Here is a 16,309-nt window from a genome sequence, read left to right on the forward strand (position 1 = left end):
AATATATTTATTACTTTTGGCCTTTAATTTTTTTAAGCATGCAAAAGATAATTTCTTATCCAATATCCGTAATCTACTATTTATGCTTCGGATTTTGTTTGGCAATTTTTCATCCTATTCAATGGATTTGCCTAAATATTTTTGGTTATCAGGCTCATAAAAAAAGCGTCGATTTTTTAAATTTTTTCCTTTTAAGATGTACGAATCTGGTGGGAACAACTTATAAAATACAAAACAGAGAGACAATTCCTACTGGAGTTCCGTTAATTTTTGTGTCTAATCACCAAAGTATGTATGATATCATAGCTATGATTTGGTACTTTAGACGTTTTCATTGTAAATTTGTAAGCAAGAAGGAGTTAGGTAGCGGAATTCCGAGTGTGTCATTTAATTTACGACATGGAGGTTCTGTATTAATTGACCGTAAAGATCCTAAACAAGCGATTCCGGCGATTAAAGGCTTGTCTGAATATATCGAAAAATATAATAGAGCTGCTGTTATTTTTCCTGAAGGAACACGAAGTAAAACAGGAAAACCCAAAGAATTTGCACAAAATGGGGTAAAAATTTTATGTAAATATGCGCCTTCAGCTTTTGTAGTACCAGTGAGTATAAACAATTCATGGAAAATGGTAAGATATGGTTTTTTCCCTGTTGGTTTAGGAAATCACCTTACCTTTACTGTACATAAGGCAATGGCTGTAAAAGAACATGATTTTGCCGAATTGATGGCATTGACGGAAAAGGCGGTTGTAGAAGGAGTAAATGAGTATAATAATAAATAGATTTTTGTAATTAGAGTTAATCTATACAGAAATCCCAAATCTAAAATAAGTAATGTCTATAAAAAACATTAGATTAGAAGTGATGCAGTTTTTGGAAAAAAACGTAGATAGCTTCGTTGAACAATATTTAATACCGGTGGAAAAAATTTGGCAGCCAACCGATTTTTTACCCAATTCACAAGGAGAAAACTTCTTTGAGGAGGTTAAGGAATTACGTGAAATTGCCAAAGAATTGCCATACGATTTCTGGGTAACCTTGGTTGGTGATACCATTACTGAAGAAGCTTTGCCAACTTATGAGTCATGGCTGATGGATGTAGAAGGTATCAATCAGATAGAAAATGGAGGAAATGGATGGTCGAAATGGATACGTCAATGGACAGGGGAGGAAAACCGTCACGGAGATTTACTAAATAAATACTTGTATTTGTCCGGTCGTGTGAACATGCGTGAAATCGAAATGACAACACAGCATTTGATCAATGACGGTTTTGATATCGGAACCGGATCTGATCCTTACAAAAACTTTGTATACACTAGTTTCCAGGAATTGGCAACTTATGTTTCTCACAATAGGGTAGCGCAAATGGCTAAGAAATTTGGGGATAATAAACTCTCTAAAATGTGCAAGATGATCGCAGGTGATGAAATGCGTCATCACCACGCATACAGCGAATTTGTAACCCGAATTTTTGCAGTTGATCCAAGTGAAATGATGCTGGCGTTTCAATATATGATGAAACAAAAAATCGTTATGCCTGCTCATTTTTTAAGAGAATCTGGTCAGAAGATAAGTACTGCTTTTGAGCAATTCTCAGATTCTGCACAACGTATAGGAGTTTACACTGCAAACGATTATATAGATATCATGCAAAAATTAATCGATAAATGGGAGATTGATAAAATTTCTAATTTGACAGACGAAGCTGAAAAAGCACGTGATTATCTGATGAAGCTACCAGGACGTATGGCAAGGATTTCTGAAAGAATAGTGATACCACAAGAATCTCATATTTTTAAATGGGTGGAACCAGCGAGACTTTAAAGTCACTGATTCATCAGTTTTTTAATTTGTGCTTACAAAGGCAATTAAGTTGCATTTAATAATGTCAATAGATAAATGTTGATTGTTGAGGTTTTTAAAACTTTGATAATCAACATTTTTTAATAAAATGAGGTTCATGAATAGTATCGATTTAATCAATAAAACAATTTCCTTCGTAAAAGAAACACTTAATGATGCCGAAGGCGGACATGACTGGTTTCATATTGAGCGCGTTTATAAAAATGCGATTTTGATTGCAAAAGATACCGATTGCGATTTGGTTGTGGTACAACTCGGAGCCTTACTTCATGATATTGCCGACAGTAAATTTTATAACGGAGATGAAACCATCGGACCAAAAACGGCATGTTTGTTTTTAGAGTCTGAACATGTTTCTGAAAAGATTATTCAACATGTTGTCAATATCATTGAAAACATCTCTTACAAAGGTGGAAATTTCGAAAAGAAGTTCTCTTCCATAGAATTGGATATTGTGCAGGATGCAGATCGGTTAGATGCAATAGGAGCAATAGGAGTGGCAAGAGCATTCAATTATGGAGGATTTAAAAACAGAAGTTTATACAATCCCGAAATAGCAGCTGTAACAAATATGACCAAAGAAGAATATAAAACAAATAATGCGCCAACTATAAATCATTTTTACGAAAAGCTATTGCTCTTAAAAGACAAAATGAATACCAAAACCGGAAAACAAATCGCTTCCGAAAGACATCAATTTATGGAAACATTTCTATCGCAGTTTTATGCGGAGTGGGAGGGAGTGAAGTAGTTTCTTATCCCACAGGTATTCCGCTAGATACACATAAAGCTTCAGGTATTTATTTACGTGAAGCTTTGTGTTTTTAGTTTTTATATCTCTGCCAAATTAATTTTTAGAACCTTTTTTAAGAACATCCACAATTCCCATCACCGCAATCTTTTTTCTTTTTAGATTTCCAAAAGAACTTTTTAACCAAAAAAACGACTGCAATAAATAATATTGTAAAGGCAATAATTTCTTGTATCATGTCTGTTTTATTTTAAAAGTTGATACGCTACAAGTGCTACAAAATAAGCTAAGCCACTCATTAAAAACAATTGCATTGCGGGCCATTTCCAGGAATTGGTTTCTTTTTTTGTAATGGCCAGTGTACTGGCGCACTGCATCGCAAAAGCATAAAACAGCAAAAGCGAAATTCCGGATGCGAAATTAAAAATTTTCTCACCCGTTTCGGGATTGACTTCCTTCTGCATTTTGCTTTTAATTGTTGTTTCATTATCACTGTCTCCAACGCTGTAAATAGTGGCAAGAGTTCCCACGAAAACTTCACGTGCGGCAAACGAACTAATAATGGCTATACCAATTTTCCAGTCATAACCTAAAGGAGAGATTGCGGGTTCAATAACTTTACCCATGATTCCGATGTAGGAATTCTCTAATTTTTGAGAAGCTACTTCATTCTCAAACTGAATTTTGTTTAGAGATTTGTTGGCAAACCTTTCTTTTACTATACTTTCAGCTTCATTAAAATCTTTTCCGGGTCCGAAGGAAGCCAAAAACCATAAAATAACGGATATTGCCAAAATAATTTTACCTGCACCAACAACAAAAGCTTTGGTTTTCTCCACAACATTGATTCCAACATTTTTGAAAAGAGGCATTTTATAACCCGGCATTTCGATTACGAAATAGGTTTTGGTATTCAATTTTAAAATCTTATTTAAAATATAAGCAGATAAAATCGCGGTTCCAAATCCCAACAAATACAATAGCATCAGGGATAATCCCTGCAAGTTTAAAATCCCTAAAACACGTTTATCCGGAATTACCAACGAAATAATAATGGCATAAACAGGAAGTCTTGCAGAACAAGTAGTGAAGGGCGTTACCAAAATGGTGATCAGACGCTCCTTCCAGTTTTCGATGTTTCTGGTCGCCATAATTGCAGGAATAGCGCAGGCAGTTCCTGAAATTAAAGGCACGACACTTTTTCCTGAAAGACCAAACTTTCGCATGATTTTATCCATCAGAAATACAACCCGGCTCATATAACCGCTTTCTTCCAAAATAGAAATAAACAGAAATAAAAACGCAATCTGCGGAATGAAAATCAAAATCCCGCCAATTCCAGGAATAATTCCCTGCGAAAGTAAATCTGTTAAAATACCACTCGGCAATTCTGAAGCTGTCCAAGTGCTTAAAGAAGCAAAAGTATTGTCGATAAAATCCATTGGAATGGTTGACCAGCTAAAAATCGATTGGAAAATGATAAACAAAATACCCAGAAAAATAAAGTAGCCCCAAAATTTGTGTGTTAAAACACGATCAATTTTAGCTCTGATATCTTTGGCCATTGAAGCATCAACCTGTAAGCCCTCTTTCAGTACATCATTTATAAACTGATATCTTTTAATGGTTTCTTTCTGCTGTAAACGTTTTAATTCTGAATGCGATTTGGTAAAAGTGCTTCGGATTTCATTTCGGTCTAAATTCAAAAAATTAACATCCTGCGTAATAACCAGCCACAATTTATATAATAATTGATTTGGAAAAGCCTTCTTTAAGTTTTCAAAATACTGAGGATCAATAACAGAAGCATTAAGGCAAGGCTCGTGTGGAATAGTTTTATAGGAAACGATTAACTCTTTTAATTGTTCTATTCCCAAACTTTTCCGGGAACTGACTAAAGCAATTTTAGTTTTCAATTTTTCCTCCAGATACGGAATATCTAAAGTAATGCCCTTGCTTTCCATTCGATCTGACATATTGATAACTAAAATTGTCGGAATTTCAAGGTCTTTTATTTGAGTATAAATCAGCAGATTTCGTTTGAGGTTTTCTACATCTGTCACTACGACCGCAACATCCGGATATAATTTGTCGTTTTTGTTCAGCAAAAGTTCAATTACAACACTTTCGTCTATCGAACTGGCATTCAGACTATAGGTTCCGGGTAAATCAAGAATGTTAGCTTTGATATTATGAGGTAATTTACAGAAACCAATTTTTTTCTCGACCGTAATTCCCGGATAATTCCCAACTTGCTGATTTAAACCCGTGAGCTGATTAAAAACAGAGGTTTTTCCAGTATTTGGATTTCCAATCAGGGCAACATTGATATTTTGGATGCTCATTATGAATTGGTTTTGATAAGTTCAACTTCAATTTCACGAGCCGTTTCAATACGAATGGCAACATGGGAGCCATTAATGTCTAAATACAAAGGGTCTCCAAAAGGTGCAATCTGCAGTAATTCAACTAAATTGCCCGGCAAACAACCCATTTCTAATAATTTTAAAGGAATAAGATCGATATCAAAATCTTTGATAATGGCTTTTTCGCCTTTCTTCAGAGTGTGGATTGTATTTCGCAAGCTTATTTAGATTGAGTTTAGATTGCAAAAGTAGGCAATAATTCCTTACTTCAAGGTAATAATCAATTTTGAATATACTAAATGTTTCTAAAAATGAGGGATTTTATTCATTACACAAGAAATCAATATCTTGTAAAAGGCGTTTGATGTCTTCCTTATCAGTTCCGTCATAAAATCCACGAACACGCCGCTTTTGGTCTATCAAAACAAAATTCTCAGTATGCACCATATCATACAATTGATCAGGACGACCTAGTTTTACAGCAAGATAAGATTTCCTTGCCATAGTGTAAATCTCTTTTTTATCACCGGTTACCAAATTCCATTTGCTATCCACAACACCATGTTTTATTGCATATGCTTTTAGAACAGGAATGCTGTCCACCTCAGGGAAAACGGTGTGGGAAAGCAACATCACCTTTGGATTATTTAAAATGGCTTTTTGCACATCACCCAGATTGGTGGTCATTTTTGGACAGATTGACCCACAAGTAGTGAAGAAGAAATCAGCTACATAAATTTTTCCTTCGTAATTTTTTTGGGTAATTGTATCGCCATTTTGATTTATAAAAGAGAAATCAGCAATTGTATGGTATTTGCTTTTGAACTGAACAGTGCTGTCAACCAATTCAGGGTTTACATCTGCGGGATTATAAATTGGCAATATTTTTTGAGGCTTTAAGGCAAAATAAAATAAAGATATAGTTATAGCAGAAAACACAATTAAAACGATAAAAAACTTTCGGTATTTATAAAGAAGCGCTTTCATAAAAATATTTTGAATGCAAAAATACGAAAACCACTTTTTTAAACTTGAAATCTTCCTGTTTTTAATCAAATATATTATAAACTTATATCCCTTAGTATTTTAAAGTTAAAAAAATCAGCTTCAGCTCAATTTAAACCCCAAAATTTAACATAACATTCAAAATAATAACAATAAGTTTGTATATATTCTATAAACTTAAATAAAAATGAAAAAAGTGCTTACTAAACCTACTTTTTATGCTTTTTCTGCAATGCTAACTTTTGCTGCAGTCCAAGCTCAAAACACTCCGCCAAAGGAACCTGGAATTAATATTTCTTATATGAAAAAAGAGATTAGTCCTAACGAAGATTTCTTCCGTTATGTAAATGGAACCTGGCTGGACAAAACTGAAATCCCAGGTGATCGAAATTCCTGGGGAAGTTTTAACGAATTACGTCAAAAAACAGACAATGATGCTTTGGCTATTTTAAAAGAAGCTTCTAAAGATCCAAAGTACAAATCAAATACAGATCAGGGAAAAGCAATCGCTTTATTTAATACTATTTTAGACACTATTGGAAGAAATAAAAGAGGTATTGCTCCGCTTAAGCCTTATTTAAAGAAAATCGATGCTATTAAAAATGTATCCGATTTACAAAAATTCCTTATCGAAATGCAGCCTCAGGGAGGTGCTGGTTTCTTTGGAGTATATGTTGGAGCTGATGCTAAAAACAGTAATAAAAATTCTGTTAGTTTAAGTCCGGGAAGTTTAGGATTATCTGATAAGGATTATTATAACGCAGATGACAAGGATTCTAAGGAAAAACGGGAGAAATACGAAGTTCATGTTGCCAGAATGCTGCAGTTTATTGGAGAATCTCCTGCAAAAGCAAAAGAAAGTGCCAAACAAATTTTAGCATTAGAAATTGAAATGTCAGCACCAAGACTAGATCGTGTTGAAAGAAGAGACCGCAGAAAACAATACAATCCAACAGCTGTTGCTGATTTAAAAAAGACTACACCTTCAATTCAATGGGACAACTATTTTGAAGGTATCGGAATCACAAAATTAGATACTGTAAATGTAGCGCAGCCACGTTATATGGAAGCACTTGAAAAAACCTTTGCAGCAAAGAAAGTAGAAGCATGGAAAGAATACTTAAAATGGTCTGCTTTAAACAGAGCATCTTCGACTTTGAGTACGGATATCGAAAGCGCAAATTTTGATTTCTACGGAAAGACATTAACTGGTGCTTTAAAGCAGCGTCCGCGTGAAGAGATGGCTTTACAGGTAATCAACGGTGCTACCGGAGAGGCTTTAGGAAAATTGTATGTAGAGAAATTATTTCCTGCTGAAGCAAAGGAAAAAGCGAAGAACATGATTGCTAATGTAATGCTGGCGTATCAAAACAGAATCAATGCATTGCCATGGATGTCTGCTGAGACAAAAACCAAAGCGATTGAGAAATTAAATAAACTAACGATCAAAATTGGATATCCTGATAAATGGAAAGACTATTCTGCCTTAGAACTTAAGAATGTTGGGGAAGGCGGAACTTATTTTGATAATATGAAAAACATATCAAAATGGTCTTATAAAAAAAATCTTGCGGATCTGGGAAAACCTGTTGATAAAACAGAATGGGGAATGTCACCGCAAACTGTAAATGCCTATTTCAATCCATCGTATAATGAAATTGTTTTCCCGGCAGCTATTTTACAGCCGCCTTTCTATAATTACCAAGCTGATGAAGCGGTTAATTATGGTGGAATCGGAGCGGTTATCGGTCACGAAATCTCACATGGTTTTGATGATTCAGGGGCGCGTTACAATGCTGATGGAAATCTTGTAGATTGGTGGACAGCTGATGACTTAAAACAATTTACTGCTCTTGGAGGTGATCTTGCAGCACAATATAGTGCTTTGGAACCATTACCTGGAATTCACGTTGATGGTAAATTTACCTTGGGAGAAAATATTGGTGATTTAGGCGGAATCAATGCTGCCTATGATGGTTTGCAATTGTATTTGAAATCTAATCCACATCCAGGATTAATTGATGGATTTACACCTGAACAGCGTTTCTTTATTTCCTGGGCAACGGTTTGGAGAACAAAATCAAGAGATGAGGCTATTAAAAGTCAGGTAAAAACAGATCCGCATTCACCGGGTGAATACAGAGCTTACGTGCCAATTCAGAACGTAGATGTATTTTATGATGCCTTTACTATTAAAAAAGGGGATAAAATGTATGTTGAACCAGAAAAGAGAGTTAAAATCTGGTAATTCATAAATACAAAAAACGGCGCTAATTTAGCGCCGTTTTTTTATTCATATGATATGATAATAGTTTATTTTAAATGACTGTAAATATAAGTTTCAACAGCTTTTAACTCTTCATCAGACATGGCTTGTGTTACCGGAAAATTTGTTTTCATTACGGCAAACTGACTCGGATCTACAATTGGTTCACCATTTCCTTTTAAAAAAGTAACTATATCTGCATTTTTATCTTTGTAGATTTTTGCAATTTCCTGAATACTTGGTCCAATAACTTTTTGATCAGGCTGATGGCAGGAAATGCAATTTCCCTTTCCTTCAAAAATTGATTTTCCTAATTCCTCGGGAGTTTGGACTGCAGAGGTAGCAGATTCTTCTGTTGAAATTTGAGAATTGTCGATGGTTGTTTTCTCTTCTTTTTTACAGGAAACAAAAGCAAGAACAGCAAAAGCAAGTATTATTTTTTTCATTATGGATATTATTTATTTAAAATTACGGCAGCTTCTTTTGCAAAATAAGTAGAGATAATACTGGCTCCAGCACGCTTAATGCAATAAAGTTGCTCTATCATTATTTTATCATGATCCAGCCATCCTTTTTGTGCTGCGGCCTTTACCATAGCGTACTCACCAGATACCTGATAGACTGCCACTGGTACATGAACGGCATTTTTTACCTCACGGACAATATCCAAATAGGCCATTCCGGGTTTTACCATTACAATATCTGCACCTTCTTCAACATCCAATAATGCTTCGCGAATTCCTTCAATTCGGTTGGCGTAATCCATTTGGTAGGTTTTTTTGTCTTTTGGGATATTTTGAGAATCTACAGGAGCAGAATCCAGAGCATCACGAAAAGGTCCATAAAATGCAGAAGCATATTTGGCACTGTAACTCATGATGCCCACATTATGATATCCGTTTTCTTCCAATGCTTTTCTAATAGCCAAAACGCGTCCGTCCATCATGTCGCTTGGTGCAACAAAATCAGCTCCAGCTTGTGCGTGACTAAGGCTCATTCGGGTTAAGGCATCAACAGTAGCATCATTGATCAATTGACCGTTTTCTATAATTCCGTCATGACCATAAATGGAGTACGGGTCTAAAGCAACATCCGGCATTACAATCATTTCCGGAACAGCGTCTTTGATGGCACGGATGGTTTGCTGCATCAATCCGTCTTTGTTCCAGGCTTCAATACCTTTATTGTCCTTCAGGTTATCACTTACTTTCACATAAATATTAACCGCTTTGATTCCTAAAGCCCAGGCTTCCTTTACTTCTTTTATCGTATTATCCAATGAATGGCGATAAATTCCGGGCATGGACGGAATGGCGACTTTGACATCTTTTCCTTCCGCCACAAACATAGGAAGCATAAAATCATTTGGACTTAAAGTAGTTTCACGAACTAAGGAACGAATTGATTCATTGGTTCGTAAACGGCGGTTTCTTTGTAGTGGGAACATAGTTGGTTTTTATAATTTTAAAAATAAATAGTAGTGGTCAAGAACCTGTATTCATTTTAATTGAATTAAATAAGTGCCGCAAAGTTAAAGAAAAATCGACTAAATAAAGAGTTTTCAAAGGGTTAGAATTCGTTAATATTATCTAAATTCGTAACGCTTTTTCAATTTTCTATTAAGAATCTTCTTATGGAATGATTTTTCAGAATTTAAAATTTAAATTTGCCTGATGAAGAAATTATTTGCCTTATGCTGCTGTTTGCTTTTAACAAGTTGTTTTGAGATAACAGAAAGAATCAAACACCACGACGATCAAAGCGGAGAGTATACACTAATGGTTGATTTTTCGAAGTCATGGCTTAAAACTAAATCCGCTATCTGGCTGGAAGAAGTGGATGGTGTGAAAATTCCGAACGAGCAGGAAATTACCCAGAAACTAAACGACTTTAAAACAAAAGTTTCTAAAATTGAAGGCATCTCGAATGTTGCTGCCAAAACAGATTTCGACAAATATATCTTCATTATTAAACTGGATTATAAAAATCTAAAAGTACTTAATGAAGTTGTCAATATTTTAAACAAGCAGAAAAACCAAGTACATTTCACTAGTGATTCCAAGAGTTTTGAAAGAGTGGCATCCTATCCAATACCTGAAAATCTGCTGAAAGATGAAAAGAAAAAAGAAGATCTGGAAAAAGCCAGTATAATTGCTATTTACACTTTTGACCGGGATATAGCTGTGACAACCAATCCGAATTGTAAAATATCAAAAAACAAAAAGACGGTTTTCCTGAAGCAAAGTATGTACAGCGTACTTAAAAAATCGTCGCTTATGAATAATGATATTCAATTGACTAATTGATTATAAGTATTTAATATCAAAAAATAATAAACAAATATTACATGAAACATTTTTTTACTTTTTTAATTCTTTTGACCTGCAGTCTGGCCTACAATCAGACCCTTTCTAACCAATACGATTATTTTGTTCAGTATAACGGCAGTCAGCTTTCTAAAAAAATCAATTTTGCTGATGTCCTTAATCATGCTGTTTTGAAAAAATACAAGGAAAATATGGATGTTCAGGAATTTGCCAATCTTTTTAAATTGGATCAGAAAGTGAGTGTTCATGGAAATTTCTCAGATAGTATCCCGTATTATCAGGTTACTATTCCGATAAAAAGCAAAGAGGATGTTAAGGCATTTTTAGTTAAGATGAATAACAGGAAAAATGATTCCGTTAAAAAATTCACTATTGAAGATTTTGGATCCTTTTCTCTATTTAATTCAGGAGATAAAAAGATGACGGCTGGATGGAATGACAGTTATTTGGTCATTTTTGGATTAACTAAAAGTTTTAATTATGCTCCGGTAATGGCACAGGATACTACTGCGATGGCAGGTGACCCTGAATCAATCTCAATGGATGCAACAGTTGAAGCTGCCAATGAGGAAAAAACTGATGAAACCTATGATTTAACAATTGAGGAACCGGTTGTAGATACTACTTATACGGATACTTATGATGCCAACTATGACTATGAAAGAGCAACATTTGACAGCATCCAAAATATCCAACAGAATAAATTCATCAAAATGCTTTTTGAAAACGGTTTTACTGCCCCTTCATCAGGTAAAATAAATAATACTGCCGATGTTTCTTCCTGGATAAATTACGGATCTGCAATGTCAAGTTTTAATACAGCTTATATGGCATTGACACAACTTATGAGTTATGATAAGTTTTTCCCGGCACAGAAAAAAATGGCTGAATTTGTTAAAGGCATCAATCTCGATTTTTTCTTTGATAATGATAATGCCCGTGTCGAAGAAACCATTGAATATTCAAAACCTATTGCTGATATTGTAAGTTTGATCAATACACGCAAAATCAATAAAAATATTTTTAATTATTTTCCGGCTGAAAAACCTTTGGGATATATGACGTATCATATCAATACCAAAGAAATGCTGAAACATTTTCCGACGCTGATGAATGAAATTTTCAGCACAACGGTTCTTTTTAAGGAAGATGTGAGTATAGCAACCGACCTAATTGCCACAATTATCGACGAAGAAGCTACAGCAACGCTTTTTGACGGTGATTTAAGCCTGTTTTTATATGATGTAAAGGACAACGAAGTGACATTGAAAACTTTTGAATATGATGAAAATTATGAGCAGAAAGAAGTAGAGAAAACAGTAAAAAAATCAATTCCGGTTTTCTCGATGATTTTTACCTCTACGCATCCTAACTTTGCTGATAAATTAATACAGTTGGGCGTTCGGAAAAAAGTATTGGTTCAAAAAGGAAACTATTATGAAATTATCGGAACCCAGAAATACGGGAATGTATTTATATTGAAAGATAAAGATGTAGTGGTTATAGGAAACAGTATCGATTATCTTTTCCCAAAGAACGATTCTTTCTCCAAAGAAATCAAAAAAGAACTGAAAAAGAATTATTTCGCTGCAAAAGTAAATATTGCCAAAACGGTATCAGCATACAGTAAATCAGATGAAGCCAAAACATCCGAAATTAAAACCCTAAACCGATTGTCAGAGCAGTTTAGTGATATTACACTTTATTCCGCTAAAAAATTAATCGACAATAAATTAAAATTTGAAATACAGCTAAATTCATCCAAACCTGATAGAAACATCATTTTGCAAACATTGGATTTGGTGCAGGAACTGGGTAAATAGATAAAATCTAAAAAATGAAAATCCCGAAGTTTTAAACTTTCGGGATTTTTTATATCTGCTGTTAGCAGTAGCTTTTTCTATAAAGATTTGTTATTCTCTCCAAAATTACTTCCAATTCAACATCTCTGTTAATAGTAAGATTCTCCTCGAGTTTAAATATTTTTAATAAAGAACTTAACGATTCCGTTTTCCATGTATCTTTTTCAATTCTTAATGCTTTTAAAAATTTTTCAATATTGTTAAATGTCAGTTTTTCGTTAATATGCTTTTTCAATTCTGAAATGAGTTCATTTGGCTCGCTTATATCAGTTGGCCAATCACTAATCGCTTCTAACAAACTTTTCGCAGCAGATTTTAAGCCATTTTCTATAGAGTTAGTTTCTAAAATATTAATTAATTCTTCAGTAGTTATCATTTTTCCTTTTCTGCTTTAAATTCGTAAGTTTCTGCTAACAATTTATTATGTGATTGAAGCTTCGTAAATCTCCTTAATTGTTTCACCAAGTGTTGCATTAAAATCATCATCACACTGGTCAAAGCTAAGATCTTCAGACAATGCTCTGGAGAAACTGGCGATCAATCCATGGTTTTGTGCCAGTTTCTGATTGGCCTCTTCTCTGGAATACCCGCCGGACAATGCCACAACACGCACAACATGCGGATCCGCCATTAATTCTTTGTAAAAGTCGTTTATTGTGGGAATAGACAATTTCAACATAACTTTAACCTCTGGATCTAATGCATTTAGTTGTTTGATGATTTCTTGTTTTAGAATTTCTTCTGATTTTTCTTTGTCGGCACTATAGATATCAACCTCAGGTTCAAGAATTGGGATAAGACCTTTTTCGAAGATTTGTAAACCAACTTCAAATTGCTGTTTTACTATTTTGCGAATTCCTGTGGTGTTGGCTTCTTTAATTACGGAACGCATTTTAGTGCCAAAAACGTTTCGTTCTACAGCTCGTGTCAACAATTCGTCTAAATTAGCAATAGGCTTCATCAGCTGAACACCATTTGCAGGATCGGCAAGTCCTTTGTCGACTTTTAAAAACGGAACTATGTTCTTCTTTTTCCATAAATAATCGGCAGTCCATTGCCCGTCAATTTTGCGGTCCATGGTGTTTTCAAACAAAATAGCGCCGAGAATATATTTACTGTCAAATACAGGGCTCTTAATAATCCGGGTTCTCATCTCATGTACAAGTATGTACATTTCTTCGTCATTGCTGAAACTGCTCTCCTGAACGCCATATAGCGATAATGCTTTTGGTGTACTTCCGCCACTTTGGTCTAACGCAGCGATAAAACCTTTTCCGGTTTGCATTCGATTTAATTGTTCTTTATTTATATGTCCCATAATAATGAAATTTAGTTTGCATAATCCTTGTTAATTTAAGCATTTTCGCCAACTTATTGGTTGTGAGGAGTAGATTTCTTAAAGTCCGATTTTGTCATTGACCTTATCATACACTTCTTTTACTTTTTTTGGAGGATCAAATCGATAGCCAATAGAAAATTTTAAAGTAACAATGTTATCGTCGAGTCGTGGATCAACATTTTCGTCCTGAGCAAAACTTACCGCATTAAGACTTGTAAAAGCAAAAAAACGATCTTTATTGTAAGCCAGTTTTAAATTAAAGTCGGCCTGATATAAAGCTGAGGTATCTCCGTCCATACTATTAATTCCGGCACCAACAGCGATTCCGGCACCAATTAAAACCCGATCACTAATTACAAAATTATAGAAATAGGAAGGAGCTAAAGTAAAGACATATATGTCTCCAGGAGAGGAGTCGGGAGTATTTAAGTCTAAGTTGGTGTAGTAAAATGAAAAAGTCGGAATAAAACTTCCTGAACTCCTGATCTGCCATTCGTTTTGATTAACCAATGTTTTAAAAGAGAATTTATCATTTAGAATGTAGGATGTAGATCCGCCAATTTTCGTAGTCCGCATATCAGGCAGTTGTGCAGTTACATTGTCGTCACTGATGTAAAATCCTTTTTGATTAATGAAAGTAAAGGACTGCATCCATTTTTTATAATAAAAACGGGTATTGAAATTAAAATTCCTGGAACGGGAATCGCCTTTGTTGCCGCTAAGGAATTTGGGGGCAAAACCAAAAGCAACATCAATGATTTTATAATTCAGATTAAAACCAATCTGTTCTCTTCGATTCGGAATAAGATTTACATATATTTTTGGATCCTGAACATCTGAAGCAATCTGAAAACTATTGGAAGTGTCTAAATAATAAGCACTGAAGGTGATTTTTTCGTTGTACGATTTAAAATAGGGATTTTGCAAAGAATTATTCTGGGCATAACAGCCAAAAATACCACCCAAAAACAATAAATAAATTAGTTTTAGATTCATCGTTCCATTATGTTATAAATCTTATAGCTAATTTAACGAATCTAAACCTATGAATCTAGAATAATTTGACTTGTATTTAAGGGTTAAAGCCAGTCGATTGGATTCTCCAATACATTTACTAATTTCTCTTCATCACTTCCCGCTTCTGCATGATGATCGTAAACCCATTGCACGTGCGGAGGAAGGCTCATTAAAATACTTTCAATCCTTCCGTTGGTTTTTAAACCAAATAAAGTGCCTTTGTCATGAACTAAATTAAACTCTACATAACGGCCACGACGGATTTCCTGCCAGTTTCTGTTTTCCGGAGTATATTCCAAGTTTTTTCTTCTTTCCACAATCGGTACATAAGCTTCAAGGAAACTGTTCCCAACTTCAGATACAAAATTAAACCAATTTTCCATTGACATTCCTTCATTTGCTTTGCAATAATCAAAGAACAAACCGCCAATTCCGCGGGCTTCATTTCGGTGTGCATTCCAAAAATAAGCGTCACATTGCTTTTTATATTTTGGATAAAACTCAGCATTGTGTTTGTTACAGGCAGTTTTACAGGTTTGGTGAAAGTGTCTGGCATCTTCTTCAAACAAATAATAAGGCGTCAAATCCTGCCCGCCGCCAAACCATTGTTCGATTACTTTTCCAGCCTCATCATACATTTCAAAATAACGCCAATTGGCATGAACAGTGGGAACCATTGGATTTTTAGGATGTAAAACCAAACTTAATCCACAGGCAAAAAAATCAGCTTCGCCAACGCTAAACATTTTTTGCATAGCTTCAGGTAATGTGCCGTGAACGGCTGAAATGTTGACACCTCCTTTTTCGAAAACAGAACCGTTTTCAATAACGCGTGTTCTTCCACCACCGCCTTCCGGGCGTTGCCAAAGATCCTCACGGAATCTTGTTGTTCCGTCAACAACTTCTAATCCAGCGCAAATCTGGTCTTGTAAATTTTGTATGTAGGCGTAGAATTTATCTTTCATGTTTATTGTATTCTGATTTAAGTAATCCGAAATATACAGTATTTTCTAATGTGCCGTCTCCATTTCTAAATTCGTCCCGTAAAATTCCTTCTTGTCTGAAGTTGTGTTTTAATGCAATTCGCTGGCTTGCTATATTAATTTCAGATGTGCAGATAAAGACCTTGTTCAGAATCAATTCATTGAAACAAAAGTCAAGTGCCGCAGAAACCATTTTTGATGTAATTCCTTTTCCCTGATAATCTTCATCAATAAAATATCCCAATTCACATTTAGAAATGCGGTAATCAATCGTTTTTACACATAAATAGCCAATTAAGGCATTGGTTTCTATATCTCTTGCGTAAAAATAAAAACCTTCATTATTTTTTTCTTTGTCAAGGCTGATTGCAAGAAAATCTTCTGCTTTTTTTAAAGAATCAGAATTGGCCAAAGTCACTGGAAACGTTTTTCCAATATGATTTCTATTCTTATCGATGAGGTTATAAAACTCTTCGGGAAGAATATTGTCAATTCGGTCTGTTTTCCAATCTGTAAAACTCATG

Annotated in this window: 17 protein-coding genes; 6 read left to right on the forward strand and 11 right to left on the reverse strand. The window is 34.7% G+C overall.

Features of this window, described 5'->3' with window-relative positions:
* The first annotated feature begins 38 nt into the window (after positions 1–38).
* The 3 genes from ABI657_RS07640 to ABI657_RS07650 all read left to right on the forward strand — a co-directional run bounded on the left by ABI657_RS07640 (position 39) and on the right by ABI657_RS07650 (position 2,620).
* Entirely contained in the window at positions 39–785 is a 747-nt protein-coding gene (locus ABI657_RS07640; RefSeq protein ID WP_348096651.1) for a lysophospholipid acyltransferase family protein, read from the forward strand.
* Positions 786–837: 52 nt separating this feature from the next.
* Positions 838–1,830, forward strand: a complete 993-nt coding sequence (locus tag ABI657_RS07645) for an acyl-ACP desaturase (protein ID WP_348096652.1) — start codon at positions 838–840, stop codon at positions 1,828–1,830.
* A gap of 136 nt (positions 1,831–1,966) precedes the next feature.
* A complete protein-coding gene (locus tag ABI657_RS07650; RefSeq protein ID WP_348096653.1) occupies positions 1,967–2,620 on the forward strand; it encodes an HD domain-containing protein in 654 nt (217 codons plus the stop codon).
* Between the two features lie 115 nt (positions 2,621–2,735).
* On the opposite strand, the gene ABI657_RS07655 is transcribed toward ABI657_RS07650, so the two are convergent.
* The 4 genes from ABI657_RS07655 to ABI657_RS07670 form a co-directional block, all read right to left on the reverse strand.
* On the reverse strand, positions 2,736–2,858 hold the full coding sequence (locus ABI657_RS07655; RefSeq protein WP_348096654.1) for a FeoB-associated Cys-rich membrane protein: 123 nt from the start codon (positions 2,856–2,858) through the stop codon (positions 2,736–2,738).
* A gap of 7 nt (positions 2,859–2,865) precedes the next feature.
* Positions 2,866–4,965, reverse strand: coding sequence for a ferrous iron transport protein B (feoB, locus tag ABI657_RS07660; RefSeq protein ID WP_348096655.1), 2,100 nt, complete (start codon positions 4,963–4,965; stop codon positions 2,866–2,868).
* Positions 4,965–5,204 carry a FeoA family protein gene (locus ABI657_RS07665; RefSeq protein ID WP_310282635.1) on the reverse strand — a complete coding sequence of 80 codons (240 nt, stop codon included), beginning with the start codon at positions 5,202–5,204 and terminating at the stop codon, positions 4,965–4,967. Before ABI657_RS07665 ends, feoB begins: the two co-directional genes overlap by 1 nt.
* 103 nt (positions 5,205–5,307) lie before the next feature.
* Positions 5,308–5,973, reverse strand: coding sequence for an SCO family protein (locus ABI657_RS07670; protein WP_348096656.1), 666 nt, complete (start codon positions 5,971–5,973; stop codon positions 5,308–5,310).
* Between the two features lie 205 nt (positions 5,974–6,178).
* On the opposite strand from ABI657_RS07670, the gene ABI657_RS07675 reads away from it, so the two are divergent.
* Positions 6,179–8,239, forward strand: coding sequence for a M13 family metallopeptidase (locus ABI657_RS07675; RefSeq protein ID WP_348096657.1), 2,061 nt, complete (start codon positions 6,179–6,181; stop codon positions 8,237–8,239).
* Positions 8,240–8,304: 65 nt separating this feature from the next.
* Here the strand turns inward: ABI657_RS07675 and ABI657_RS07680 are convergent, their stop codons facing one another.
* Both ABI657_RS07680 and hemB read right to left on the reverse strand, forming a co-directional pair.
* On the reverse strand, positions 8,305–8,703 hold the full coding sequence (locus ABI657_RS07680; protein ID WP_348096658.1) for a c-type cytochrome: 399 nt from the start codon (positions 8,701–8,703) through the stop codon (positions 8,305–8,307).
* An 8-nt stretch (positions 8,704–8,711) separates the two neighbouring features.
* Positions 8,712–9,704: a porphobilinogen synthase gene (gene hemB, locus ABI657_RS07685; RefSeq protein ID WP_348096659.1), complete on the reverse strand. Its 993-nt coding sequence runs from the start codon at positions 9,702–9,704 to the stop codon at positions 8,712–8,714.
* A 226-nt stretch (positions 9,705–9,930) separates the two neighbouring features.
* Here hemB and ABI657_RS07690 point away from each other — a divergent pair, with 226 nt between their 5' ends.
* A complete protein-coding gene (locus ABI657_RS07690; protein WP_348096660.1) occupies positions 9,931–10,563 on the forward strand; it encodes a hypothetical protein in 633 nt (210 codons plus the stop codon).
* Positions 10,564–10,604: 41 nt separating this feature from the next.
* Complete coding sequence (locus tag ABI657_RS07695; RefSeq protein WP_348096661.1) at positions 10,605–12,407, forward strand: hypothetical protein; 1,803 nt, start codon at positions 10,605–10,607, stop codon at positions 12,405–12,407.
* Positions 12,408–12,468: 61 nt separating this feature from the next.
* On the opposite strand, the gene ABI657_RS07700 is transcribed toward ABI657_RS07695, so the two are convergent.
* From ABI657_RS07700 to ABI657_RS07720, 5 genes are all read right to left on the reverse strand, one after another.
* A complete protein-coding gene (locus ABI657_RS07700) occupies positions 12,469–12,822 on the reverse strand; it encodes a hypothetical protein (protein WP_348096662.1) in 354 nt (117 codons plus the stop codon).
* A gap of 45 nt (positions 12,823–12,867) precedes the next feature.
* A complete protein-coding gene (locus ABI657_RS07705; protein WP_348096702.1) occupies positions 12,868–13,755 on the reverse strand; it encodes a fructose bisphosphate aldolase in 888 nt (295 codons plus the stop codon).
* Between the two features lie 87 nt (positions 13,756–13,842).
* Positions 13,843–14,781, reverse strand: a complete 939-nt coding sequence (locus ABI657_RS07710; protein WP_348096663.1) for a DUF4421 family protein — start codon at positions 14,779–14,781, stop codon at positions 13,843–13,845.
* An 83-nt stretch (positions 14,782–14,864) separates the two neighbouring features.
* Positions 14,865–15,767 carry an oxygen-dependent coproporphyrinogen oxidase gene (gene hemF / locus ABI657_RS07715; protein ID WP_348096664.1) on the reverse strand — a complete coding sequence of 301 codons (903 nt, stop codon included), beginning with the start codon at positions 15,765–15,767 and terminating at the stop codon, positions 14,865–14,867.
* Positions 15,757–16,308 (reverse strand): GNAT family protein, encoded by a 552-nt coding sequence (locus tag ABI657_RS07720; RefSeq protein ID WP_348096665.1) that lies wholly within the window; start codon positions 16,306–16,308, stop codon positions 15,757–15,759. Before ABI657_RS07720 ends, hemF begins: the two co-directional genes overlap by 11 nt.
* Position 16,309: the final 1 nt, after the last annotated feature.

This window comes from Flavobacterium sp. (assembly GCF_039930565.1).
In the GTDB taxonomy this organism is placed as follows: Bacteria; Bacteroidota; Bacteroidia; order Flavobacteriales; family Flavobacteriaceae; genus Flavobacterium.